The following is a 25,299-nucleotide window of genomic DNA, read 5'->3' on the forward strand; positions in this document are numbered from 1 at the left end:
GTGGTAAGGGGGATCTGATGGCTTATTTGTATGTAGACCACGTAGGCAAGACCTTTCCTGGCGTGACGGCGCTGGATGATATCGAGCTCGAAGTCGAGATGGGCAAGGTGCATACACTGGCCGGGGAGAATGGGGCGGGTAAGTCAACACTGGTAAAGATCCTGACCGGTACTGAGCATCCAACGTCAGGAAGATTGATAATTGACGGCGAGGATGCTGCTGAACATTCGCATCTGTATAAAACCGTGGCCTATGTGCCTCAGGAAATCAACCTCTTCACTAATCTGACAGTGGCCGAGAACCTATTCATGCCTTTTTCCCGCTCGCACCATGGCGGCATGGTCTTTCGGCGCCGCCAGTTGGAGCGGGAAGCACAATCCTGGATAGAGCGTTTCAATATCGCTGCCCAGCCTGGCGATAAGGTGGGCAACATCTCGATTTCCGACCAGCAGCTTCTGCAGATTGCGCGAGCCTGTACCAACGAATCGATGAAAATTTTGATACTCGATGAGCCGACTTCATCACTGACGGAAACCGAAGTCGAGCGGGTATTCCGCGTAGTGCGCGACGTGGTGGCGGGAGGTTGTGGGGTAGTGTTCATTTCGCATAAATTCGATGAGATGTTTGCGATCAGTGACACCATCAGTGTGCTTCGTAATGGACAGAAAATTGATACCCAACCCGTCTCACAACTGGATGATAAGCAATTGGTCAAGCTGATGTCCGGTCAGGAAATTAAGACCGATGCCCAGCTGCAGCCGGATGAGAGTGATAATGCTCAGGAGATTTTGCTCGAGGTGGCCGGGTTAAGCGGTAAGAGTTTCGAGGACGTTTCGTTTCAACTGCAACGCGGCGAGATCCTGGGGTTTGCTGGATTAGTGGGGGCCGGCCGCTCCGAAGTCATGCAGACGTTGTTCGGATTCCTTCCCGCTCGTGCTGGTACGTTACGATTTGAAGGCCAGGAATGGCGTCTCGGTAATACAAGTAAATCGGTTCGCAATGGATTATTTTATCTTTCCGAGGAAAGAAAGTATCACGGAATTTTTCCTGGGCAGAGCGTGCGCCGAAACATCGGTATGGCACTGTTTGGCGAAACTGCAGGAAGAGGTTTCATTGTTTCTCGTAAAGAATGTGGGCGGGTCGGCGAGATTGTTCGTGATTATGATATCAAGACGCCGACACTCAATAAGGATATTAATTTTTTATCTGGAGGGAATCAGCAGAAGGCGATTATTGGCCGGGCCATGGCGTGCAATCCCAAAGTTCTCATTTTTGATGAGCCTACCAAGGGAATCGACCTGCGTACCAAGATGGAGATTTATAGGTTGATGAAAAAGCTTGCCGAACGTGGCGTCGGTATCATTCTAGTATCGTCGGAGATGGATGAGCTCCAGCGCTGCGCCAATCGAATTATAACAATGTATGAAGGGCACATTAGTGGTAATTTTCACATTGAGAGCGCTACTGGCGCCGACTTAGTTGGTGCCATTCATGGCCACGGAGGAGATGGGAATGCTGCGTAAATTAATGGGATTCATGGTCAGCAACCCTCTCAGTGGGGTGATCAGTGTTCTGGTGATTATACTAGTATCCGCATCGATTTTGTCAGAGAATTTTCTCAATAGTTATAACTTGGTTATTATCGCTAGAACACTAGCGTTTATTGGTCTTATTACCATTGGACAGTCGATGTTGATGATCCTTGGTGAGTTGGATCTTTCCTTAGGAGCTATTGGTGGTTTCTGTGGTGTTATCGGTGGGATCATGATGGTCAACATGGGGATTAATCCGTGGCTATCTTTTGGACTCTGCCTGGTGATAGGAACCCTTTTCGGGGTGATAAATGGCTTGCTGGTCACGCTTTTTCGCTTGCCATCGTTGGTGCTTACTATCGGCATGGCGGGTGTTTATGGGGGGCTGAACTTAGTTATCACTAAAGGGGTTGCGATTACAGGGATCCCTGCCGACATTGGTTTTATGGGTAGTGGAACTTGGTTAGGTATGCCGGTGCCGTTCTGGGTCATGTTGGTGTTCTTGGCGTTGGCTTGCTTCATTACCTTGAAAACACCTTTTGGGCGCTATATGTACGCGGTAGGTAGTAATCTTTCCGCGGCACAGATGCTGGGCATTCATACCGATAGAGTGCGCGTTGGTGTGTTCGCTTTCGCCGGTTTCTTGGCGGCGTTGGCTGGTATGTTGATGGTAGCCAGGCTGGGGTCGGCGCAGCCCTCTATCGGTGACTCTTGGGTACTGGGCCCAATTGCTGCCGCGGTCATTGGTGGCGTGCCTACGACTGGCGGTATTGGTACACCACTGGGGGCGATCTTTGGTGCGGCGATCATTGGTGTAATCAAAAACATCATCGTACTGATTGGGGTGTCGCCTTACTGGCAAGCGATGGTTACTGGTGCCATCGTGGTTGTCGCTATCGCACTTGACTCGATCTCGCGGCGCTACTTCAAGCGAGATTAGTTCCATTAATTGGTCAATCTTGGGCCAAGGAGCTGGCCCTGTTTAAAGGAAGGCTCGATAACGAGAATAAGTTAGAGTGACAAGAATAAGGGGGTGCATGTTTAATAATAACTAATTTCGATTTGATGTGACGCGTGTTTACTGGCTGTGTTTGGCATTACTTGTTGTCGCCGTGTTGATAATGCCGATGCTGGCGAAGCAGGCTCATGCCAATGAGCAGCCGCTATCTTCTTCTTTTATGGGTAAGGATAATTACCGCTTTGTGATTGTACCCAAGGCTGTAGCGCCTTGGTTTGATAGCGTTAATGAGGGGGCCCAGCAAGCGGCGGAGATGATTAAGGCGCAAAGTGGTGCTGATGTGGAAATTGAATACAGTGCACCGCAGCAATCCCAGGTGGCGGTCCAAAATCAGATTCTTGAACAGGCTATAGCGACCCGGCCGGACGGCATTGCCGTAGATCCTTTGGACGCTAATGCCAACCGGGCCATTCTTCAGGAGGCGCTCGATCAGGGCATCAATGTCGTCATTTTTGATGCGCCCGCACCGGAGGGGTTGGAGGTCAGTAGCGTCGGCAATGATTTTTGTGAGCAGGCCAAAATTGCCGCTCGGCGGCTAGTTGAGAAACTTGGCGAGAAAGGCCAGGTGGCCATCATGATGGGTACGCCGACAGCGCCGAACCACGCTATCCGCGTGCGCTGCCATAAAGAGGTGTTTGCGCAGCACCCCGATATCCAGGTTGTAGGCACCGCGATCAATGATGACAGTATTGCCAAAGCTCAGCAGCAGGCTGCCGCTCTAATGCAGTCGCACCCAGAGCTTGATGGCTGGGTCGTGTCGGAAGCTTCCGGCCCCATTGGTGTAGCTCAAGCGATCAAGGAAGCCGGCAAGGTTGGTGAGGTCAAGCTAGTTGGTCTGGAAAAGCTCCCGGAGATGCTACAGTTGATCGAAGAGGGGGTTGCCGACTCATCCGTTGCCAATCGGCCCGAAGCACAAGGGTATTGGACCATACAGGCCCTGTGGCAGCAGTCACTGGGGATCAAGCCTCCCGACTACATGGATACCGGTGTCGATCTGATCACTCGGAATAAGCTTGACGACTTGCAGTGAGTTGTGGGCAGGAAAATCAGTTCTAGCCAGCATCGGCAAGAATGCCGAGACGCTTACGAGCTTGGGCGCGCCTTCGCCGAAGAGTGCCATCACCTTCGGTGGAGGTTTCCCCTGCCTTGAGGACAGTGGCCATGTAGTAGCTGCGCATTGTTTTACGTGTGCCGCTGAGCAGTCTCCCATCATCATGTTTCTTCGTGCAGCAATGTAAAAGATAGCAGGAAATAGGCACGGTCGATTGGCCGTGCCTTTTGTGCTCTAAACGGCTGAGGGGTCGAGCAGACTCAGACCGCAGCGTCGTCGAGCAGTTGCTCGGCTTCGGCGACGACGTTGTCGACGGTGAAGCCGAAGTGCTTGAACAGATCGCCGGTGGGTGCGGATTCGCCGTAGGTGGTCATGCCGACGATGCCGCCGTCGAGGCCCACGTACTTGAACCAGAAGTCGCGATGCGCGGCTTCGATGGCCAGGCGCGCGGTGACACCACGCGGCAGAACCGAATCACGATAGTCGGCGTCCTGGGCGTCGAAGGTATCGGTGGAGGGCATGGAGACCACGCGCACGCGTTTGCCTGCGCTTTCCAGCTCACTGGCGGCATCCATCGCCAGGCCGACTTCGGAGCCGGTGGCGATGAGAAGCAGTTCCGGTGTCCCGTCACAGTCCTTGAGGACGTAGCCACCGCGCTCGATATTGGCCAGCTGCTGTTTATCCCGGTTCTGGTGGGGCAAGCTCTGGCGCGAGAATACCAGGGCTGAGGGGCCGGCCTGACGCTTGAGCGCCGCGTCCCAGGCCACGGCGGTTTCCACGGCGTCGCAGGGGCGCCAGGTGGAGAGGTTGGGCGTCGAGCGTAGCGTAGTGAGCTGCTCGATCGGCTGGTGCGTCGGACCGTCTTCGCCCAACCCGATGGAATCATGGGTGAAGACGTGGATGACTTGCTGGCCCATCAGCGCTGCCATGCGCACGGCGTTGCGCATGTATTCCATGAAGATCAGGAAGGTAGCGCCATAGGGTACGAAGCCGCCATGCAGGGCGATACCGTTCATGATCGCGGCCATGCCGAACTCACGCACGCCGTAATGCAGGTAGTTGCCGTTGGCCTCGGACTGCGTGATGGTCTGGGCGCCCTTCCAGAAGGTCAGGTTGGACGGCGCCAAATCGGCGCTGCCGCCCAGTAGCTCGGGTAGCTGCGGGCCGAGTTCGTTGAGGCATGCCAGCGAGGCCTTGCGCGAGGCGAGGCTTTCGCCTTTTTCCTGGGCATCCTCGATGAGCTTCTCGCTGGTCAACGCGGCCGGTAGTTCGCCCTTGAGGCGACGTTCGAGCTCGCGGGCCTCTTCTGGATGGGCGGCTTGATAGCGCGCGAAACGCTCGTCCCAGTTGGCTTCGGCCTCGCGACCGCGTTGGGTGGAGTCCCAGGATTGATAGATGTCTTCCGGCACGTGGAACGGAGGATGCGGCCAGCCGAGCTGCTCGCGGGCGGCGGCGACTTCGTCCTCGCCGAGTGCCGCGCCGTGACTTTCTTCCTTGCCCTGCTTATTGGGCGCGCCGAAGCCGATGATCGTCTTGCAGATGATCATGCTGGGCTTGTCGTCGTTGGTGCGGGCCAGCTCGATGGCTGCCTTGACCGCCTCGGGGTCGTGACCATCGACGTTGGGCACCACGTGCCAGCCGTATGCCTCGAAACGCTTGGCGGTATCGTCGGTAAACCAGCCTTCGACTTCACCGTCGATGGAAATACCGTTGGCATCGTAGAAGGCGATCAGTTTGCCCAGCCCCTGGGTGCCCGCCAGCGAAGAGACTTCGTGCGAGACGCCTTCCATCAGGCAGCCATCGCCGACGAAGACATAAGTGTAGTGATCGACGATCGCATGGCCGGGGCGATTGAATTGCGCGGCCAGAGTGCGCTCTGCGATGGCCATGCCCACGGCATTGGCTAGGCCCTGACCCAAGGGGCCCGTGGTGGTCTCGATGCCCGGTGCGTAGCCGAATTCCGGATGTCCGGCGGTTTTCGAGTGCAACTGGCGGAAGTTCTGCAGGTCTTCCAGCGAGATGCCGTACCCCGTCAGGTGTAAAAGCGAATAGTGCAACATCGAGCCATGACCATTGGAGAGCATGAAGCGATCACGGTTGGCCCAGTGCGGGTTGGCGGGGTTGTGCGTGAGGTATTCATTCCACAGCACCTGCGCGATATCGGCCATGCCCATGGGCGCGCCGGGGTGGCCGGAACTGGCCTTCTGGACGGCATCCATGGATAGGGCACGAATGGCATTGGCCATTTCGAAACGGGACGGCATTGGCTAGCTCCTCGCCTGCGGCATCGGGTAAAGCGGCGTAGGAAAGAGCGCCGGTATGTGAGCGCGTTTTCGGCTTCTCCTTACTCTTTCCTACGCCGCCGATATCGAGCGCGGGGCGCCGGCTGTGCGGGCCCCGGGATTCGGTTCGATATTGTCGCCGAGAAACCACGTAGCATCAAATGCCGCCGAGGGCCAATCGCTAGGCAGCTAGTCATTCTGTGTGTGGACTTTTGTACCCTGCCCGGCGCGTCCGGGGCAGCGATGTCGTGCGTCGTTTAATCCATCTTCTCGACCGGTGGTGTTGCATAATGTCGTCCGGTGGCCATTGACTGATAGAGTGCCCATCGACGAATCCTGCCATGCGTGTGGCCAGCGTATTACCGCCTCGTGAAGGAATGCGGCGTTACGAGCACCGAGGATTGTTGACGATGAACGGTTAAGCCTTGACCAATCGATAAACGACGTCTGCCTCATCCAATGCGGCGCGATGCTCGGCGGAAAGCCCAGCATCGATCAGCACCAGGTCGAATTCTGAGAGATCGGCCAGTCGATGCAATGCGCTATGGCCAAATTTGGCGCTGTGGATCAGCAGGATGCGCCGCTCGGCCGCTGCCATCTGGACGCGTTTGATCTGGGTCACGGCCGGGTCCTGAACGTAGGTCGTTGTCCCGAGGATCGCGGAGGCCGAAAGTATCGCGATATTGGCGCGTAGATTGACGAGCGTCTGCTCGCATAGCAAGCCGAAGGTGGCGTTGAAGCGAGGCTGGTAATCCCCGCCGAGAGTAATCAGCTTGATACCGCTGGCGGCCTTGAGCCGATCCATGCTTTCCAGCCCATTGGTGATCACGGTCAGCGGCTCGCGGTTGGGCAGCAGTGAGGCCAGCTCGCTGACGGTGGTGGAATCGTCGAGCATCACCGCTTCGCCAGGCGCGATCTCTTCCAGTGCTGCTCGGGCCAGTGCCTGCTTCTCCCGGGTCGCGATGTGCGAGCGTAGCGCGAAGTTGCTTTCGAACACGCTGGAGGAGCGAGTGGTGACGCCTCCGTGCTGCTTGTTGACCATGCCCTGTTCGGAAAGCGAGTCGAGGTCTCGATGTACCGTCATGCGGCTGACGCCGAACCGCTCGGCCAGCTCGTCGACCTGCGCCGAGCCGGCTTGAATAAGGTAATCCAGCATCGCCTGGTGACGTGCCGGTGCGCCCTTGATGTGAGCCTTGGTACGGGGCGTGGTGGTATTGAGCGAGCTCATGTTTCTCCCGTGGCGAACGCAGACGCTGACAATAGAGCCGGCACAGCTTACCTCAGCCTGCTGATTCTGGAGAGTTGGATGTGTTAGGTATCGTCGGTGATCAGCACGACCTTGATCGAATCACGCTGGGCGGCGATTTCGAAGCCGCGCTCGAAATCGGTCAGCGGAACTTGGTGCGTGACGATGCCATGCGCCGTCACCAAGCCTCGAGCCAACAGATTGATCGCCACCGGATAAGTGTGCGGTGAAAGATGCGAGCCGCGAATATCCAGCTCCTTGCGGTCGCTGATGGTCGACCAGTCGACGGTGGTAGGTTCCTTGAACACGCTGAACTCGACGAAACGGCCAAGCTTGCGTAGGGCTTCCAGGCCTTGGGTCACGCCACTCGAGGAGCCGGTGGCGTCAATATAGACCTCACAGCCGTAGCCACCGGTGAGCGCCCTTATCTTCTTAGCAATGTCGTCGCGATGCGGGGTGAAGCCGTGATCGGCGCCGTAGTCGCGGGCCAGCGCCAGGCGGTCGTCATGAGTGTCGACCAGAATCAACTGTTTGGGCGTCTTGAGCTTGGCTAGCTGGACCATCGCCAGGCCGATCGGCCCGCCGCCAGCGATTACTACGGTATCGTCGAACTGGATGTCGGCTCGATTGACGGCATGGATGCCGCAGGCTAGCGGCTCGAGGAAGGCGGCGTCCTCGACGCTCAAGCGTGGATCGACCGAATGCAACACGGCATTGGCTGGCACGCGTAGATACTCCGCCATGCCACCTTCGGCGACGCCGCCTTGAAAGCCGAAGATGTTGTGCACCTCGCACATCCAGTAATGACCGCGCTGACAATAAAAGCACTGTCGACAGGGCAGGATCTGTTCCGGCACTACGCGGTCACCCAGCGCAACCCCGAAGTGCGCTTTTGCGCCTTCGCCCATCGCGACCACTTCACCGGCGAATTCATGGCCGACGATCATCGGCGGCTTGACGAAAGGCGGGAAGCGATCTCCGTCGCCCCAGTACATGGCGGCGCCATCGCGGCACTTCAGATCGCTCGAACAGATGCCGCAGGCCTGGATCTTGAGAATCAGTTCGCTCGGGCCGGGTTGAGGCGTCTGTATGCGCTCCCGGCGATAGTCGCCGGGGCCACGACAGACCACTGCTTGCATGCTTTCGGGAAGTGTCATGATGGGCTCCTGAGCTGGCATATGAGAAGGTCGCAAGCAGGTTGCTGATTCACAGGTAGTCTTCGACGTTGTTCTGGTCGATGGATACGTGCCCGGTATCGATGTACTCGGGCACCTCCGCGCCGTTGGCACGCTGCCAAGCGCTGATGATGAACCAGTAGCCCATCATTCTCGGTCGCAGAGCGGAGGTGGAGTCGATCACGCCTTCCTGGATCAGACTCAAGGTCTGGTTGAGGTCGTCGATGCCGACGATCTTGACCTGACCTACCTTGCCGGCTTCCTTGACCGCCTGACCGATGCCGATGGGGCCGGCGGCGTTGGAGGGCACCCAGCCGTCCAGGTCGGGATGGGACTGCATGATCGCAGCGGCCTGGTTCTGAGCCGTGGAGATGCTGTCGTTGTCGACGCCGGTGGCGACCACCTCGATGTCGGGGTAGCGATCGAATACCGTCCGACTGCACTCGGCACGCTGCGCATGGTTGGAGGCGGTCGGTACGCCCATCATGATCGCCACGTTGCCTTTCTGATCTAGAAGCTCGACCAGGCGTTCTGCCGCGACCTTTGCCTGGGTGCAGTAGTCGCTGCCGACGACGGGCAAGTGCATATCCTCGATCCCCTTGTCGTCGATGACCGAGACGGGGATTTCCTGATCCAAGGCTTCGCGCACCACGGTGCGATTGCCGGTGGGGTCGAGCAGGTCGGTGATGATGGCATCGGGACGCGTGGCGATAGCGCGCTCCAGGATCTGATTCTGTTCGGCGACGCTGGCACTCTGCGGAGCAGTGTATTGAACCGTCACCTCGGCGCCGGTCAGGCGTTGGATTTCCCGGGCGGCTTCCTGAGCACCTTCGTTGAGCTGGTCGAACCAGGGGTGAACGACCTTGGGAACCACGACGAAACGATATTCGCTCTGGGCATCGTCGGCATTCGCCGTGGTGGTCGTGGCGGCGATGGAGATCGTGCCGAGAACGAATGGCAGCGCGCACAAGACGTTGCGAAGTATGGCGTTGGGCATGACGGCGAGCTCCTGTGGGGAGGCGGGTTTTTATTGGAGGTTTCCGGCAACTATCGCAACCGTGGCCGGTAGGTAATAAATAACATAAAGAAGTGACATATTTCCGTATAACTTTGGTCTTGGATAGGTTTTCTGTTTGATCGTAAATTTGTAAGTAGTTGATATTTTTAGTTTATATAAAATAATAAAAGATTTTTAACACTAACGTCTAACGACTTTACGTCACAGAATAATGTTAGAAATGACCTTAAGTGGCGTTCATGCAAGGCACTATTGAATGATTCAACGAAGGCGATAGCAGGGAGGCAGCCATGTCACGCGGTTATCTGCTGGGGCTCGATGGCGGTTCCAGTTCCACCAAGGCGGTGATCTTCGATACCAAGGGTAATGTCATGGGCGTCGGGCGGGAGGCGTGCTGTCTCGAACATCCTCAGGCGCATTGGGTCGAGCGTGACATGAACGCCGCTTGGGCGAGCGCTGCAGCGGCGATACGCGGCGCTCTGGCAGCGGCCAAGCTGGACGGTGGTGAAATCCTGGCGATCGGGGTCACGGCGCATGGCGACGGGCTCTATCCGCTCGATCGCAAGGGCAAACCGCTCGGTCACGCGATCACCTCATTGGATAGCCGCGCGGCGAGTATGGTGGAGCGCTGGTGCCAGGAGGACGTGCGTGACGAAGCGCTGGCGCGGATCGGGCAGACGCCTTTCGCTTTCTCTCCGGTGACCTTGCTGGCGTGGATGCAGGATCGTCAGCCTGAGCGGTTTGCCGCACTCGGGCATGTACTGACCTGCAAGGACTGGCTGCGTTTCAAGCTGACCGGCATGGTGGCGACCGATTTCACCGAGGCCAGTACGGGCTATACTGACGTCAATACCCAGCGCTACAGCCTTGACGCGCTGTCGATGCTGGGGATTGATGGCGTCCTCGAGGCACTGCCGGAGGTGCGCATGCCCGACGAGATCGCCGGGTATGTCTGCGAAGCGGCGGCCCGCGAGACCGGCTTGAAGGCAGGGACTCCCGTGGCGACTGGGCTTCACGATGTCACGGCCAGCGCGGTGGGTCTGGGCAATATCGAATCGGATACGCTGACCATTGCAGCTGGTACCTTCAGCATCAACGAAGTCTTTTCCGACGCGCCGAACCCCGATCCGCGCTGGGCAACCCGCAACGGCCTGCGCCCGGGCCAGTGGCTCAATATGGCGATTTCACCGGCGTCGTCGAGCAATATCGAATGGTTTCACCGCCAGTGGGGCCGGGCCGGCGATGGCGGCGCCGGGGCGTTTCTCGCTGACATGGAGGCGGCGCTGGACGAGGCATTCCGGAGCCCATCGCGGCTGGTCTATCATCCCTTCCTCTATGGCTCGCCCTATGACGAGCCGGCCAGTGCGGGCCTGTTCGGTCTGCAGGGCTGGCATGATCGTGGTCATGTGCTGCGCGCGATTCTGGAAGGCGTGGTGTTTAATCATCGCGTGCATGTCGATGCCCTGGCGTCGACCTTCGCCATCGACCGCATCCGCATCACCGGCGGCGGAAGTCACTCGCCGCGGCTGGCCCAGCTCTTCGCCGATTCGCTCGGCCGGCCGCTGGAAACCTCTCGCATTCAGGAGGCGGCGGCCTGGGGCGCGGCGATCTGCGCGGGCGTCGCGGCCAGTGCGTTCTCGTCGATCGAGGCAGCCACGCGGATGTGCGAGGTCGATCACCGCTATATGCCGGATGCCCGTCGCCAGGCCGAGTGCCAGAAAGGTTTCGAACGTTACCAGCGGTTGATCGAGTGCCTGCGCCCGCTGTGGGAGGTACTCGATGCCGACGCTTCGTCGCCAGGGGAGTCTGACGCTGAATCCGAATCTCAATCCAGGCCGACGGCGGGAGCCACCCGATGATGGAATCTCTGAATTCACCACCGCTGACTCGTCAGCAGATGCTGGAACGCCTGCGAGCCGACCCCTCAGTCTCGGTGCTGATCATCGGCGCCGGAATCAACGGCGCCGGGCTGTTTCGCGATCTGGCGCTGCAGGGCGTCGATACCCTGATCGTCGACAAACAGGACTTCTGCGCCGGGGCTAGCGCCGCGCCTTCACGATTGATCCACGGTGGTCTCAAGTATCTGGAAACTGGCGAGTTCCGGCTGGTGGCGCAGTCGACCCGTGAGCGCAACCTGCTGCTGCGTAACGCGCCGCACGTGGTGCATCCGCTGCGTACGGCAATGCCGACCCACAGCTGGTGGGGCGGCATCTGGCCGTCGATCCAGCGTTTTTTCCGCCGCCCGGCAAAGATGGATGATCGCGGCATTCTGATCAGTGAAGTGGGGCTGACGCTCTACGACTTCTTCGGCCGTCATTTTCGCAGCATGCCACGTCATTCGGTGATGCTGGGGCGCAGGGTGCGTGAATCGCTTCCAGATATGCGGCGTGATGTGCGGGCGCTGCACACTTATTACGACGCGGCGATCAGTCAGGCAGAGCGTCTGGGATTCGAGCTGATCGACGATGGCTGTCGAACCCACCGTGGGGCGATGGCGCTCAACCACGTCAACATGACCGGTGGCGATGGCGAGGGGTTGAATTTTGAAGACGAGGAGGGCAACGCGTTCACGGTAAGGCCGCAGATCATCGTCAACGCCGGCGGCGCCTGGATTGATGAGATCAACCGTCAACTGGGACGGGAAACGCAGCATATCGGCGGCACCAAGGGCGGCCACCTGATCGTCGATGTGCCGAAGATTCGCGAGCAACTCGATGGCCGCATGATCTACTTCGGTGCGCCGGATGGGAGAATCTGCCTGGTATACCCTTTCATGAACCACGTGCTGATCGGTGCCACCGATATTCGCTGCATCGATCCTGATCAGGCTGTCTGCGACGATGCCGAGCGCGATTACATGCTCGAAGCGGTGCGCTACCTGTTTCCCGACGTGACGATAGGGCCGGATCAGGTGCGCTATCGCTACAGCGGGGTGCGGCCACTGCCGCGCAGCGATGCCGCCGACCCGGGTCAGGTCAGCCGCGATCATGCCATCGTCGAGGATCGCATCCACGACTGGTCGGTACTGTCGCTGGTAGGCGGCAAGTGGACCACCTTCCGTGGCTTTGCAGAAGAGGTGGCGGACGACGTGCTCTCCAGGCTCGGTCGGCGCCGCGAGATCGATACCCGGCAACTGGCCATCGGCGGGGGGCGGGATTACCCTCGCGATGCCGCGTCGCGAGAGACCTGGCTTTCCCGCGTGACGGCGCTCTGCGAGGGCGACCGGCACCGGGCGATCACGCTGCTGGATCGCTATGGCACACGGGGCGAAGAGGTGGGTCGGCACTGCGCGAAGATGAGCGCCGAGGGCGTGTGTCGGCAGCGCTCGCTCGTATCGCTTACCGATTATCGGGTAGGCGAGATCGATTTTGTCTGCCGTTTCGAACGCGTCGAACATCTGGCCGACGTGCTGTTCCGGCGTCTACCCATCGCGCTCTCGGGCCAGCTCGACAGCGTGGTGATCGATGAGGTTGCGAGCCTGTGCGGCGCGTCGCTTGGCTGGGCCGAGGCACGCCGCCGGGAGGAAATCGACGTGGTGTGCGAGATCGCGACACGCCTGCATGGCGTTTCGCTGATGCCGGAACACGATCATTCGCCAACCCGAGCCTCGGAGGCCGCATCATGACTGCCATTTTTTCCGCGACCACTGTCTCCACGAACGGAATGCGCACCGGGCGGCTGTTTCGTCGTGATACCGGCCTGAGCTGCATGGTGGCGTTCGACCGTACTTTGCTGGCGGGACCAGTGGAACATGCGGTCGATGTGCGCCGAGCCTGCGAGGCAATCGTCGCGGCTGGGCCTGAGGCGGTGCTGCTGTCGCCGGGCGTGCTCAAGTCATGCGGCGATCTGTTTGCCGATAGCGGGGCGCCTAGGGTCGTGCTGCGGATCGATTACCCGATGGTGGGCGACTTCACCCTCGCGGGAGAGGAGCATCACCGCATGATCGCCACGCCCGCCCAGGCGCAGGCGATGGGGGCGGATGCCGTGGTGATGTGCCTGATCTCTGGTTACGACGACCCCAGGCGGGAAGCCGACAATCTCGAAGCGGTGGCGGAGGCCGCCCATCAGTGCGAGGCGATCGGGCTGCCGATGATCGTCGAAGCGGTGGTGTGGGGCAGTCGGGAAGGCGGGCGACTCGATGCTGAGCGGATCGCGCGTGTCGCGAGGATCGGCGCCGAGCTGGGGGCCGATCTGATCAAGGCGCAGTTCACTGGAAGTCCAGAAGACATGCAGGCCCTGGCGCAGAGTTGTCCGGTTCCGGTACTCGTTCTGGGTGGGGCGGCGATGAATGATGACGCAGCATTGGCACGTTTCACCCGAGATGCATTGGATAATGGCGCTCGGGGTGTAATCTTTGGGCGCAATGCCTGGCAGCGCGAGAGCGTAACCCAAGGCATCGAACGGCTGGTGGGTATCGTGCATAAATATGGCGGCAAGTGACATGATGCTGCGGTTGCTGTAAGGCAATGCCGCCGAGGGCCAATCGCTAGGCAGCTAGTCATCCAGCGTGTAAACTTTGCACCCCCGAGCCGGCCTCGTCTCGCGCCGGACCTGTCATGCGCCGTGCCGAAATCGCCATCGGCTGGCGGCGTAATTTTATCTCCTTAACGATGGCGGTCGTGTTTCGGCTCGCCAGCATGTGATAGAGAGAGTCGAGGACGCCATGAGCGAATATTCCCTGTTTACTTCCGAGTCTGTCTCCGAGGGGCACCCGGACAAGATCGCCGATCAGATTTCCGACGCGGTGCTGGATGCCATCATTGCCCGCGACAAGCAGGCGCGCGTGGCCTGTGAAACCATGGTCAAGACCGGTGTCGCCATCGTCGCTGGCGAGATCACCACGTCCGCCTGGGTCGATCTGGAAGATTTGGTGCGTAACGTCATCAACGAGATTGGTTATACCTCCTCGGAGGTCGGCTTCGACGGTAATACCTGTGGTGTGCTCAACCTGATCGGTAAACAGAGCGTGGATATCGCCCAGGGCGTCGATCGCTCCAAACCCGAGGATCAGGGCGCGGGCGACCAGGGCTTGATGTTCGGTTATGCTACCGATGAGACTGACTCCTACATGCCGGCACCGATTCACTATTCTCACCGTCTGGTGGAACGCCAGGCCGAGCTGCGCAAGCACGGCTTGCTGCCATGGCTGCGTCCGGACGCCAAGAGTCAGCTGACGTTCCGCTATGACGAGCATGGCAAGCCGTGCAGCGTCGATGCCATCGTACTGTCCACCCAACACGATCCGGACATCGACCAGGAAGAACTGCGTGACATGATCAAGCGCGAGATCATCGAAGAGGTGATTCCCGCTGAATGGTTGACCGAGAACACCAAGTACCACATCAACCCGACCGGTAACTTCGTCATCGGTGGTCCGGTGGGCGACTGTGGCATGACGGGGCGCAAGATCATCGTCGATACCTACGGCGGCATGGCGCGCCATGGTGGCGGAGCGTTCTCGGGCAAGGATCCGTCCAAGGTCGATCGCAGTGCTGCCTATGCCGGACGTTACGTGGCCAAGAACATCGTTGCCGCCGGTCTCGCCGAGCGCTGCGAGATTCAGATTTCCTACGCCATCGGTGTGGCCGAGCCGACGTCCGTCTCGGTGGATACTTTCGGTACCGGCCAGATCAGCGATGCCAGGATCGTCGAGTTGGTCCGTGAGCACTTCGACCTGCGCCCGAATGCGATTACCAGCATGCTCAATCTGCTGCATCCCATGTATCAACTGACGGCGGCATACGGGCACTTCGGCCGCGAGCCGTTCGAGCATAGCTATACCTGGACCGATGCCAACGGCGAGCAGCAGGCCGAGACCTTCACGGCGTTTCCCTGGGAAAAGACCGACCGTGCCGATGCCTTGCGGCAGGCGGCTGGCCTGTGATGGGAGGCCTACTGGCAAGATCCGACGCATGAGGCTTGATCGAGAAGTGACGCTATGACGGCATAGCGGATCCGGGTTCCCGGATCCGCTTTTTTGATCGATTATCGTCGCGATGAATCTGCATCATGGTCGCTTCCATCGAGCGCCTCTATCGCTTAATGACAGAGACGAGAGCTCCGGTGACAATTCGCCATGGCTGGTAGCGAAAGGGAAGTCTTTGCATGCTGGAAATCGCCGCAGTCTTCATCACGGTCACCGCACTGTTTGCGTGGTTCAATTACCGCTTCATCAAATTACCGGCGACGATCGGCGTGATGTGCATCTCGCTGTTGGCGTCGGTGTTGCTGATCACATCGAGTTACTTCGGTTTCGACGCCATTACCGATTGGGCGGAAGCCTGGCTGGGCCAGATAAACTTCAACGCCTTGTTGATGGACGGCATGCTGTCGTGTCTGTTGTTTGCCGGTGCGTTGCACGTCGATGTTCACAAGCTCAAACGTTACCGTTACTCGATCGGCTTTCTTGCCACCATCGGTGTGGTGATCTCGACCGTGGCGATCGGCAGCGCGGCTTGGTGGCTCTTCGCCACTTTTCATGTCGGGGTGCCCTATCTTTACTGCTTGGTCTTCGGGGCGCTGATCTCGCCAACGGACCCGATTGCCGTGCTTGGCATCATGCGAAGCGCCGGTGCGCCCGAGGATATGGAGATCAAGATCGTCGGTGAGTCCCTGTTCAATGATGGCGTCGCGGTGGTGGTGTTCACCATGATGCTGGGGGCGGCGACTGCGACCGAAGCGCTGACTTTCACACACTCCGCAGTACTGTTTCTGGAGGAGGCCGGCGGCGGGGCGTTACTCGGATTGGTCATGGGGTATGTCGCCTACCGGATGATGAAAAGCATCGATCAGTATCAGGTCGAGGTACTGGTCAGCCTGGCGCTGGTGCTGGGAGGTTATACGCTGGCAACGCATCTGCACGTATCGGGGCCGATCTCGATGGTCATCGCCGGTCTGTTCATCGGCAACCATGGCCGTGAACATGCCATGTCGGATACCACCCGTCGTTATGTCGATGGCTTCTGGGAGCTGATCGACGAGATTCTCAACGCGGTGCTGTTCGTGCTGATCGGGCTCGAACTGCTGCTGATTCCTTTCCAGTGGTCCTATTTGATCGTTGCGGGCCCCATGATCGGCGTCATCCTGATGATGCGCTTGCTCACCATTGGTCTTCCCATCATCGTACTGAGGCGTTGGGTGCCTTATCGCCATGGGACGACGCGAGTACTCACCTGGGGTGGGCTGCGAGGCGGCATCTCTGTGGCGCTGGCGCTAGGGTTGCCCGAGAGCGACTATCGCAGCACCATCGTGATGGTGACCTACATCATCGTTCTCTTTTCGATTCTGGCTCAGGGGCTGACGATCGGTCGCCTGGTTCAGCGTGTCTTATCTCAAGACTCCAAAGATTATTAGACTTTAGTCGTAAGACGGGGTGTCGCCATGGTATCCACTCTCTGCGGCTCGTAAGGTAAGGGGTCGACAATTCAATAACCACGGGATCGTGGATAATCAAGGGGTGAATACGCTATGGCGACTCGTACTTTGATGCTGGCGGCTGCGTTGGGCCTTTCCGGTGCTTTGCTGGCCGGCTGCGGTGACGACGGGAGTGACTCCGAGACCGAGGAAGCGACGCAAAACGGCGAGTCGAGCTCGCAGGCCTCCGAAGAGCAGACATCGAGTGATGTCAGTGACACCAATGGCGGAGGCGACACGCAGACCGCGAGTGCCGAGCCGGTCAGCCTAATCTTCGGCACCGGAGGCACGGGCGGTACCTACTATCCCATCGGCGGTGCCCTGAAGGGCGTCTTCGAGGCCAGCGATCTCGTTGATGAGGTTCAGGTCGTCTCCACCGGCGCGTCTGTGCAAAACATCAACAACATCACCGATGGTCTCAATCAGATCGCCATCGTGATGAGTGATGTCGCCTATGACGCCGTCAACGGCGAGAACCAGTTTGATGGTGAGCCTGCTGATATTCAGGCGCTCGCCGGGCTTTATCCCAACGTCGTGCAGATCGTTGCGACCGAGGACAGTGGCATCGAAAGCATTGCCGATCTCGAAGGCAAGCGCGTCGGCGTGGGTAAGGTCGGTTCCGGCGTCGAGCAGAGCGCCGCCAAGGTGATCGAGTCCGCCGGCTTGAGCTATGACGATCTGGCCCAAGTCAGCCATACCGGGTATGCCGATAGCGTGACCAGCATGAGCAACGGCAATCTGGATGCGGCCTTCTTTACGTCCGGCGTGCCCAACTCGAGCATCACCGGGTTGATGCAAAGCACTGACATCACCTTCGTGCCGGTGAGCGGTGACGTGGCGGACAAGTTGCTCGACGAATACCCTTATTACGAGACGTATACGCTGCCGGCGGGCGCGCCCGAGCGTTATGATCTCGGCGAAGAGGTCGACACCGTGGCGATTCGCAACATGTTGATCGTCAGTGGCGATATGCGCGATGACGTCGCCGAGGAGCTGACTCAACGCTTCTATGATTACCTCAATTCCGAGAACGTCTCGGTGGGTGCGCTCAATCAGTTCGATCCTGACACCATGAATCAGAACCTGGTGGCGCCGGTGCACCCGGGGGCTCAGACATTCTATGATTCACTGTCCTCTGAGAACGGTGATGCGGAGGATGCGTCGAGCGAGGATGCTGGCGACGCACAATCCTGATGCAAGGCCTGGTGGTATGATTCACTATGCCGCGTAAGCGTTGGTGGATCGGCGGCACGGTGGCGATCATGGCGATCGCCACCGTGTTGTATCCATGGTCCTGGTTGGCGGTACGCGAAGGGTCGCAATGGCGCTATGCCTTCCCGGGCTGGGAAGGGACGTCGTTCACTCTGCGTTGGACGCACTCGGTCGAGAAGGAAGACTGGGAAGAGTGGTTCGAGGTGACCGAAGGTGGCGCAATAGAGATCACTGGCACCCGTTTCAAGACCTTTGGGGCAGGCGTACCGGCATCGGCGGGCAAGGAAACACACCTTGAGGATGGTTGGGTGGTGATGACGGGCATCGACCGCGTCGTGGACCCTCTCGCCGTCCAGGCAGCCCCTGCCGAGCATTATCGCATGCGCTATGCCGGGCATATGTTCGCATTATCGCATGCCTCTCCGCCGCCGATTTATACGTTTAGCGTCCGCAGGGCCCCACTCTGGCGAGTATTGCCGGCATTGGTGCGACCCTGGTTATCGTAATGACTCGCCTTGCGAGAGATGAAGATCCCTATGTCTCAAGATAAAAGTGCACCAGCCGCCGATGATAATGACAAGGCGGTCCAGGAAGCGCTGGAAAGGTTTGACCGTGAAAGTTTGGTGCGCGATGCGTTGCCGGGGTTGGTGGTCAAGTTCGTCACCGGTCTGGCGATATTGCTGGCATTGTTTCACCTGTATACCTCGTTCGCGGGGCCGCTGGTCGATGTGGCACAGCGCAGTATCCACTTGTATACCCTGCTGGGTCTGACGTTCATTCTCTACCCGTTTACCCGCAAGGGTGCGCGTGACCGGGTGCCGTGGGGGGATGCCATTCTGTCAGTGCTGGCGTTTGGCGTCGGCGTTTACATGCTGGTGGTGTCCGATCGCGTCATTGCCTCGGCGGGACGCATCAACGATGTCGATATGCTGGTGGGCTTGCTGGCCATTCTACTGGTGCTCGATGCCACCAGGCGAGCGACTGGGTGGGGGTTAACGCTGCTGGCGACGATTTTCCTGGTCTACGGGTTCTACGCCAAGTTGTCGTTCTATCCGCAGTTGAACGAGTCGGTCATTCTGGCCACCTGCCGCCAGATCATGTCGCATCTGGTATTCATCACCGAGGGCTTGCTGGGTACCGCCATCGGCGTATCGGCCAGCTATATCATTCTGTTCATTTTGTTCGGCGCCTTCCTGGGGAAATCGGGCCTGGGGCAGCTCTTCAACGATCTGGCACTCGCCGTGGCCGGACACACACGCGGCGGGCCGGCCAAGGTGGCGGTGATCGCCAGCGGTTTTCTGGGCTCGATCAACGGGTCGGCGATCGCCAATGTGGTGACCACGGGGGCCTTCACCATTCCATTGATGAAGCGCACCGGTTACAAGCCGAATTTCGCGGGGGCTGTCGAGGCCTCGGCGAGTGTCGGTGGGCAGATCCTGCCACCGATCATGGGGGCGGCTGCCTTTATCATGGCGGAAGTCTTGTCAGTGCCTTACACCCAAGTGGTCCTGGCCGGCATCATTCCGGCTTTGCTGTTTTATCTGGGTGTGTTGTTCCAGGTGCACCTGCGTGCTCTGCGCAATGGCCTCGAGGGAATACCACGCTCCGAGCTGACGCCGCTCAAGTCCGTGATGCTCAAGCGCGGTCATCTGCTGGTGCCGATGGTGGTGCTGCTGTGGCTGCTGTTCGATGGCCGAGCACCGTTCTTCGCGGCCTTCTGGTCGATTGCCGCCACCGTGCTGATTTGCGGCACGCGTCGAGTCACCGTGGGTGTCAGTGCGATTCTGGCGCTTTTGATCTTCGAGCCGCAATTGCGGGCATTATTTGTCGGTTATGCGCAGCCCAACATGCCGGCGAGTCGCTGGTCACTGTTTCTGATCATTGCGGTGCCGGTGGCGCTCAACGCTGTGCGTGCCAAGCTCGGGCTGGTGGCGGAAAAAATGGATATCGCCGAGTGCCGTGATGCAATGCACGATGGCGTGCGCAATGCCATTCCCGTGGCGGTCGCCTGTGGTGCGGTAGGCATCATCGTGGGTATCGCCACGCTCACCGGCATCGCCCTGGACGCTGCCGATGCCGTAGTCACCCTGGGGCAGCAGATTCCGGTCCCCATGATTCAGCTTCTGGTGACACTGTTTCTGACCATGATCGCGTCTATCGTGCTGGGGATGGGGCTGCCGAGCATCCCGACCTATATCATCACCAGCACCATGGCGGCGCCGATCCTGCTCAACCTGCCGCTGTTCCGCGAGCTGGCAGGCAGTAATGAGACGGCGATCTTCGTGGCGCACATGTTCGTGTTTTATTTCGGGCTGTTCGCCAACCTGACCCCACCGGTGGCCCTGGCCGCCTATGCCGGTGCCGGCATCAGCGGTGGCTCGCCCAATGCCACGGGGTTCCAAGCCATGAAACTGGCTGTTGCCGGGTTTGTGGTGCCCTACATGTTCGTGTTTGCGCACAGCATGCTGATGATCGATGCGACGCTGAGTAACATTCTGTGGGTGATTGTCACCGGTGTGGTCGGCGTCTTGTTGCTGGCCGTGGCGGTGGAAGGCTATCTGCGCCGTCCGCTCAATCCGTTCTGGCGTCTGCTGGCAGCGATCGGGGCGTTGACATTGATCTACCCTGGATTGCTCAGCGATGTCGTCGGTGCGGCAATCACGGTAGTCTTGTTCCTGCTGGCCAAGAAGACGCAACCCGCGACGGCGTGACATGTGGATGCCATAGTGCATGTCGATAATGCGTGTTGATAATCAGGGGCGCCTGACTGGCGCCCTTGTTTTTTAGTCTTTTGTTCGTTAAAAAGAACAGAATCGTTCTTTTTGGTAAACACTGCATGTCATCACCGAATCCCGTCATCGTCGTCAACGTGCGCCGCCTCCGCGAGATGCGGGGTTATTCATTGAGCGCGCTGGCTGAACGGGCTGCGATCAGCAAATCGACGCTCTCGCAGCTCGAAGCCGGCAAGGGCAATCCGACTATCGAAACGCTCTGGACACTCGCCAATACGCTGGGTGTGGCTTTCAGCGAGCTGCTCGCCGAGGGCGAAGATGGCATGACCGTCAGCGAACCCGGTGGTGGCGATGTGCAGCTGATGGTGCGCGGGCAGCAGTCGCCTCGGGTGGAGGTCTATCTCATGCACCTGGCACCGGGGGAGACGAAAACCTCGCGGGCGCATCCGCGAGGCGTGCGGGAGCATGTCATGGTGGTCGAAGGCACGTTGCGTGTGGGGGCTGGTCATGCGCTGGCCGTTTGTCGGCCGGGCGAAGGGCACGAGTTCGCGGCGGATGTAGAGCATCGCTATGAAGCCCTGCTGGACACCACGCGGATTGTGGTCAGCATCGTGTATCCACATGACGAGGTGGCTCAATGAATCTCGAACGGGCCATCTCGTCGCCCTGGCGCGCTGCCGGTCAAGGTCTGCGCGAGAGTCTGTCGTTGGTCGTCGGCTATGCGCCGATTGCGTTCTCGTTTGGTGTTATCACCGTGCAGTCCGGGCTGACGCCCTGGCAGGCCGTAGGTATTTCGTTGCTAGTCTTCGCTGGCGCCAGCCAGTTCGTGATGGTGGCGATGATGGCCGCGGGCAGTGGCGGTCTTACGGTATTGTCGGCGGTGTTGATGATGAACCTGCGCCATTTGTTCTATGGACCGGCCCTGGCGACACGCCTCGTGGTACTACCGCGTCGCTTGGCGCCTTGGCTTGCATTCGGGCTGACCGATGAGGTCTTCGCCACGGCGATGGCCAAGGGCGCGTCGCGGCCTCTCGAGCCAGCCTGGTGCCTGGGCCTGGCGTCAGGCGCTTATCTGGCCTGGGTCGGCGGTACGGCCTTGGGTGCCAGCATGGGGGCGGGATGGGCAAACGATGGTGGCTACGTGGCACAGGCACTCGACTTCGTGCTCCCTGCGCTGTTCCTGGCCTTGCTTGCGCAGGCGTGGCGTCGTGCTCGATGGCCGGTGGTGGCGGTCGCGGCCGGCGTCACGCTATTGGGGATGGTGTGGTGGCCGGGGCATGTGGCCATGCTTATCGGCATGCTGGCGGGTGCCTTGGTGGGTAGCCGTCGATCTCGTACCCGATGCTCTCGGGAGGCAATGACATGACATGGTGGAGCATCGTGATCGCGGCGGGGGCGGGCACGTTTCTGATACGTTATCTGCCGCTGCTTTCCGGGACGCGCCTGGCGCGAAGTGAAGGCTGGCTGAGCCGCTTCCTCGGGGCGTTGGGGCTTGCCGCCATCGCGGCGTTGATCGTCCTCTCGATGAGCGATCTATGGTGGCAGGCGCCGCATTGGCGCGGCGGGTTACGCTTGGCGCTGGGCGCGGTGGCGGTGTTGCTGATGCAGCGTTTGACGCCTAACGTGGGGCTGGCCACGTTGGTTGGCGCCAGCATCTATGGTGCGGCCGGCTGGGCGCTGGCCGAGTGAGATGAGTCGTTGCCATGTCGAATGAATGCTTGCTGCCCACCGCCGAGACACGCCGCTACCCGGATCGGGTGCTGACCGATCGCCATGGCTTTCACCAGTGGCTGATCGGGCTCGAGGGCGTTGTCGAACTGGAAGCTGGCGGACGTGGCGCGCACGTGGAGGCGGGGCGGCTCGTCACTATCGCCAGTGGCAACGAGCACCACTATCTGGCGCCGGGCCACAACCGCACGCTGGTGCTCGATCTGCCCGTCGCCTGGTGCGAGGCGGCTGGGCTTGGTGATGTCACGTCGCGCCGTTTGCCGTCGACCGTGCGTGCGGATATCTCTGCGCTCGTCGACGCGCGTCCCGATGTACTGGCGAGACGACTGCATGCACTGCTCGACGTGGGGCGCACGACGCATGCCGAGCCGCGTTTGCGCTTGTTGCATTTGCTGCCGGAGGTCGAGGCGGATCTGGCGGCACCCTGGCGTGTGCGTGACTGGGCGGTGCGCTGCCACATGGCGGAGGCGGCGTTCGCGCGGCGTTTTCGCACCCTCACCGGTGCCTCGCCGCACGCCTGGCTGATCGAGCGCCGCCTGCAACGCGCCTGCACGCTGATGCAGGATACCCGCCGCCCCCTTACCGAGATCGCCCAGACATGCGGATTTCACGACAGTGCGCATTTTTCGCGTGCCTTTCGCGCCCACTATGCGTTGTCACCACGCGAGTGGCGGCAACGTCGCCAGTCGGCAGATTCACGATAGTCGGTACGCTAACCGAGTCCTGCGATTCGCCAGAGAATGTCTAGATAGGGTGGAATGATCAGTGGTGCTGCCACGGTGGTCAGCAGCACGGCGATGGCACCTTTGGCGGGGCGGATGTTCAGTTCCATGGCGATGACCACGACATTGGCCGCCATGGGCACCACACCGAGCAACAGCAGCGCGCCGGCCAGCGTCGCCGAAATGCCCATTGCCGCTTGCAGGGCGAGCACCAGGCCCAGCATCACCAAGGGCCACATCACATAGCGTGCGGCGATGCAGACACCCAGAAAGCGCGCGTCGAACGCGCGCATCGAAACGCCGCCCAGGGTCATGCCGATGATCATCATGCCGAGCACCGTATAGCTGGCGCGGAAGTAGTCGAGTCCATCGATCACCGCGCCGGGGACTCTCCATGGCAAATGATAGGCGAGCAGGGCGGCGATGAAGGCATAGAGCAACGGCAGGCGGACTATCTTGCCGAGACTCTCGCGGACCGAGAAGTGCCCCCGGGCGCTGATGTAAAAGCCCACGCTGAATTCGAAGAGCGTGACGCCCAGCAAACAGAATAGGTAAGCGGTAACGCCCTCCGGCGGGAGCAACGCCATGGCCAAGGGCAGCCCGAAGTAGCCGGTGTTGCCGGTGCCGGCGGAAAACGCCAGCAGCGCGGCTTCCTGAGGGGCGAAATAACGCCGCACGACGGCGTGGGTTGCCAGGCACAGGAGGCTTGCCAGCGTGAACATACCCGCCGTCAGGCCTAGCAAGGCAGGCGAGGGCTCGCCCAGGTAGAGTCCACGAAAGAACGTCAGCGGTGCGATGAGATAGATCAATAGCGTGGCGATGGGGCGCGGGTCGACGGCGAGGCGCCGCGCGCAGAGCCAGCCCAGGGCCACGAAGATCAGCAGCATCCATAGCGGTTGAGAAAGGTCGACTTGAGACATGCGCACTTCCTGATGATGAGTGCGTCATGATGCCCGTTATGCGGCTTTTTGGGCAGTCCTGGAAGAAGGATTAGGCCGCTTACTTATCGGTGCTTTTCCAGCGACAGGTCTTCGCGAGGGCGCTGTAAATCCCATCCTTGGGCACTACTTTTGCCATCCATGGCAAAAACTCTCGCTTTGACCTGTCTCTGATGCGCTTGTAATGCACCTAATGTGGTAGTCCTCGGGTCAGGATTCGACAAGTTTGTGGCGTATCGGCGTGACAGTCTGAGCGCTCGCGTTCATGTCACATGGGAGTTCATCATGTCGCTAGAGTCGTCCACGTCTCACCGAGCCACGCTGATCGGCGCTACTACCGTGCTCAACTGGGCCTTGTTGGCCGCGTTGACGCAATTGGCAGGGCCTGTTCCGCCGTTTTTGCTCACTGCGCTGGCGTTCGGCCTGGCGTTCTTATGCTTCATGGTCTGGCTGCGCGTGCGTGGCGAGTCGCTGCGGGCGCCGTTGCGTCAGCCGCCGCGGGTCTGGGGGTTGGGTGTCGGTGGGCTATTCGGCTATCACGCCCTGTACTTCGTCGCCCAGCAGAATGCACCGCCGGCCAATGCCGGGTTGATCAGCTATCTGTGGCCGCTTTTGATCGTATTGTTCGTGGCGCTGCTGCCTGGTGAGCGACTGCGTGCGCAACACGTCGTGGGAGCGCTGTTGGGCTTCGTAGGAGCTGCCTTGCTGGTGGGCGGCGATGTCAGTGCCTCGGGCAGTGCGACAGGTTATATCGCGGCGTTCGCTTGCGCCTTCCTGTGGAGCGGTTACTCGGTGCTCTCACGCGCCAACCGCGCAGTGCCCACGGCTGCGGTGGGGGGCTTTTGCCTGGCGACGGCGGTGCTGGCGGCGTTGTGCCACTGGCTTTTCGAGCCCTCGCGCTGGCCCCAGGGTATCGGCTGGCTGGGCGTGATCGGCCTGGGGCTCGGTCCGGTGGGTAGCGCCTTCTTTACCTGGGACGTGGGCGTGAAGCATGGCGATCTGCGCTTGCTGGGGCTGCTGGCCTATTTCACCCCGCTGCTTTCCACGTTGGTGTTGATCGCCACCGGCTATGCCTCGGCGACGGCCTGGCTGGTGTTGGCGGCGGCCCTGATCACGCTGGGCATGCTCATCGGCAGTGGCTGGTTACGCATGCCGCGACGTGGTCAAGGATCGACGGATTGACCCTGAAGTCCACTCCAGACATTACACTGGAGAAAAGCCATCGAGAGGCA

General features: G+C 59.9%; 21 protein-coding genes. 16 read left to right on the plus strand and 5 right to left on the minus strand.

The window, feature by feature from the left end:
- Positions 1 to 17 precede the first annotated feature (17 nt).
- The 3 genes from OP496_RS11285 (at position 18) to OP496_RS11295 (ending at position 3,580) form a co-directional block, all read left to right on the plus strand.
- Positions 18 to 1,523, plus strand: coding sequence for a sugar ABC transporter ATP-binding protein (locus OP496_RS11285; protein ID WP_280563733.1), 1,506 nt, complete (start codon positions 18 to 20; stop codon positions 1,521 to 1,523).
- Positions 1,513 to 2,472: an ABC transporter permease gene (locus OP496_RS11290; RefSeq protein WP_280563734.1), complete on the plus strand. Its 960-nt coding sequence runs from the start codon at positions 1,513 to 1,515 to the stop codon at positions 2,470 to 2,472. Before OP496_RS11285 ends, OP496_RS11290 begins: the two co-directional genes overlap by 11 nt.
- 127 nt (positions 2,473 to 2,599) lie before the next feature.
- Positions 2,600 to 3,580: a substrate-binding domain-containing protein gene (locus tag OP496_RS11295; RefSeq protein WP_280563735.1), complete on the plus strand. Its 981-nt coding sequence runs from the start codon at positions 2,600 to 2,602 to the stop codon at positions 3,578 to 3,580.
- Positions 3,581 to 3,861: 281 nt separating this feature from the next.
- On the opposite strand, the gene tkt is transcribed toward OP496_RS11295, so the two are convergent.
- From tkt to OP496_RS11315, 4 genes are all read right to left on the minus strand, one after another.
- Positions 3,862 to 5,865, minus strand: a complete 2,004-nt coding sequence (gene tkt, locus OP496_RS11300; RefSeq protein ID WP_280563736.1) for a transketolase — start codon at positions 5,863 to 5,865, stop codon at positions 3,862 to 3,864.
- Positions 5,866 to 6,301: 436 nt separating this feature from the next.
- A complete protein-coding gene (locus tag OP496_RS11305; RefSeq protein ID WP_280563737.1) occupies positions 6,302 to 7,111 on the minus strand; it encodes a DeoR/GlpR family DNA-binding transcription regulator in 810 nt (269 codons plus the stop codon).
- Between the two features lie 83 nt (positions 7,112 to 7,194).
- The gene (locus OP496_RS11310) at positions 7,195 to 8,286 is read right to left on the minus strand and encodes an alcohol dehydrogenase catalytic domain-containing protein (RefSeq protein WP_280563738.1); all 1,092 of its coding nucleotides are present in this window, start codon (positions 8,284 to 8,286) and stop codon (positions 7,195 to 7,197) included.
- Positions 8,287 to 8,335: 49 nt separating this feature from the next.
- Positions 8,336 to 9,301 (minus strand): substrate-binding domain-containing protein, encoded by a 966-nt coding sequence (locus OP496_RS11315; RefSeq protein ID WP_280563739.1) that lies wholly within the window; start codon positions 9,299 to 9,301, stop codon positions 8,336 to 8,338.
- Positions 9,302 to 9,612: 311 nt separating this feature from the next.
- Here OP496_RS11315 and OP496_RS11320 point away from each other — a divergent pair, with 311 nt between their 5' ends.
- The 12 genes from OP496_RS11320 to OP496_RS11375 all read left to right on the plus strand — a co-directional run bounded on the left by OP496_RS11320 (position 9,613) and on the right by OP496_RS11375 (position 23,111).
- Positions 9,613 to 11,181 carry an FGGY-family carbohydrate kinase gene (locus OP496_RS11320; protein WP_280563740.1) on the plus strand — a complete coding sequence of 523 codons (1,569 nt, stop codon included), beginning with the start codon at positions 9,613 to 9,615 and terminating at the stop codon, positions 11,179 to 11,181.
- Positions 11,178 to 12,947 (plus strand): glycerol-3-phosphate dehydrogenase/oxidase, encoded by a 1,770-nt coding sequence (locus tag OP496_RS11325; RefSeq protein WP_280563741.1) that lies wholly within the window; start codon positions 11,178 to 11,180, stop codon positions 12,945 to 12,947. Before OP496_RS11320 ends, OP496_RS11325 begins: the two co-directional genes overlap by 4 nt.
- Entirely contained in the window at positions 12,944 to 13,762 is an 819-nt protein-coding gene (locus OP496_RS11330) for a hypothetical protein (RefSeq protein WP_280563742.1), read from the plus strand. The genes OP496_RS11325 and OP496_RS11330 overlap by 4 nt, the downstream gene beginning before the upstream one ends.
- 223 nt (positions 13,763 to 13,985) lie before the next feature.
- Positions 13,986 to 15,206: a methionine adenosyltransferase gene (metK, locus tag OP496_RS11335; RefSeq protein ID WP_280563743.1), complete on the plus strand. Its 1,221-nt coding sequence runs from the start codon at positions 13,986 to 13,988 to the stop codon at positions 15,204 to 15,206.
- A 221-nt stretch (positions 15,207 to 15,427) separates the two neighbouring features.
- The gene (locus tag OP496_RS11340; RefSeq protein ID WP_280563744.1) at positions 15,428 to 16,675 is read left to right on the plus strand and encodes a sodium:proton antiporter; all 1,248 of its coding nucleotides are present in this window, start codon (positions 15,428 to 15,430) and stop codon (positions 16,673 to 16,675) included.
- Between the two features lie 114 nt (positions 16,676 to 16,789).
- Entirely contained in the window at positions 16,790 to 17,929 is a 1,140-nt protein-coding gene (locus OP496_RS11345) for a TAXI family TRAP transporter solute-binding subunit (RefSeq protein ID WP_280563745.1), read from the plus strand.
- A gap of 26 nt (positions 17,930 to 17,955) precedes the next feature.
- Positions 17,956 to 18,453, plus strand: a complete 498-nt coding sequence (locus OP496_RS11350; RefSeq protein WP_280563746.1) for a DUF1850 domain-containing protein — start codon at positions 17,956 to 17,958, stop codon at positions 18,451 to 18,453.
- A gap of 30 nt (positions 18,454 to 18,483) precedes the next feature.
- Complete coding sequence (locus tag OP496_RS11355) at positions 18,484 to 20,658, plus strand: TRAP transporter permease (protein ID WP_280563747.1); 2,175 nt, start codon at positions 18,484 to 18,486, stop codon at positions 20,656 to 20,658.
- Positions 20,659 to 20,783: 125 nt separating this feature from the next.
- The gene (locus OP496_RS11360) at positions 20,784 to 21,320 is read left to right on the plus strand and encodes an XRE family transcriptional regulator (RefSeq protein ID WP_280563748.1); all 537 of its coding nucleotides are present in this window, start codon (positions 20,784 to 20,786) and stop codon (positions 21,318 to 21,320) included.
- Positions 21,317 to 22,045, plus strand: coding sequence for an AzlC family ABC transporter permease (locus OP496_RS11365; protein ID WP_280563749.1), 729 nt, complete (start codon positions 21,317 to 21,319; stop codon positions 22,043 to 22,045). The genes OP496_RS11360 and OP496_RS11365 overlap by 4 nt, the downstream gene beginning before the upstream one ends.
- Positions 22,042 to 22,368, plus strand: coding sequence for an AzlD domain-containing protein (locus OP496_RS11370; RefSeq protein WP_280563750.1), 327 nt, complete (start codon positions 22,042 to 22,044; stop codon positions 22,366 to 22,368). The genes OP496_RS11365 and OP496_RS11370 overlap by 4 nt, the downstream gene beginning before the upstream one ends.
- 14 nt (positions 22,369 to 22,382) lie before the next feature.
- Positions 22,383 to 23,111, plus strand: coding sequence for an AraC family transcriptional regulator (locus tag OP496_RS11375; protein ID WP_280563751.1), 729 nt, complete (start codon positions 22,383 to 22,385; stop codon positions 23,109 to 23,111).
- Positions 23,112 to 23,119: 8 nt separating this feature from the next.
- On the opposite strand, the gene OP496_RS11380 is transcribed toward OP496_RS11375, so the two are convergent.
- Positions 23,120 to 24,049, minus strand: a complete 930-nt coding sequence (locus OP496_RS11380) for an AEC family transporter (protein ID WP_280563752.1) — start codon at positions 24,047 to 24,049, stop codon at positions 23,120 to 23,122.
- Positions 24,050 to 24,352: 303 nt separating this feature from the next.
- Between OP496_RS11380 and OP496_RS11385 the strand changes: the two genes are divergently transcribed.
- A complete protein-coding gene (locus OP496_RS11385; protein ID WP_280563753.1) occupies positions 24,353 to 25,249 on the plus strand; it encodes an EamA family transporter in 897 nt (298 codons plus the stop codon).
- The last annotated feature ends 50 nt before the right edge of the window (positions 25,250 to 25,299 follow it).

The organism is Chromohalobacter sp. 48-RD10 (assembly GCF_029889785.1).
GTDB lineage: Bacteria > Pseudomonadota > Gammaproteobacteria > Pseudomonadales > Halomonadaceae > Chromohalobacter.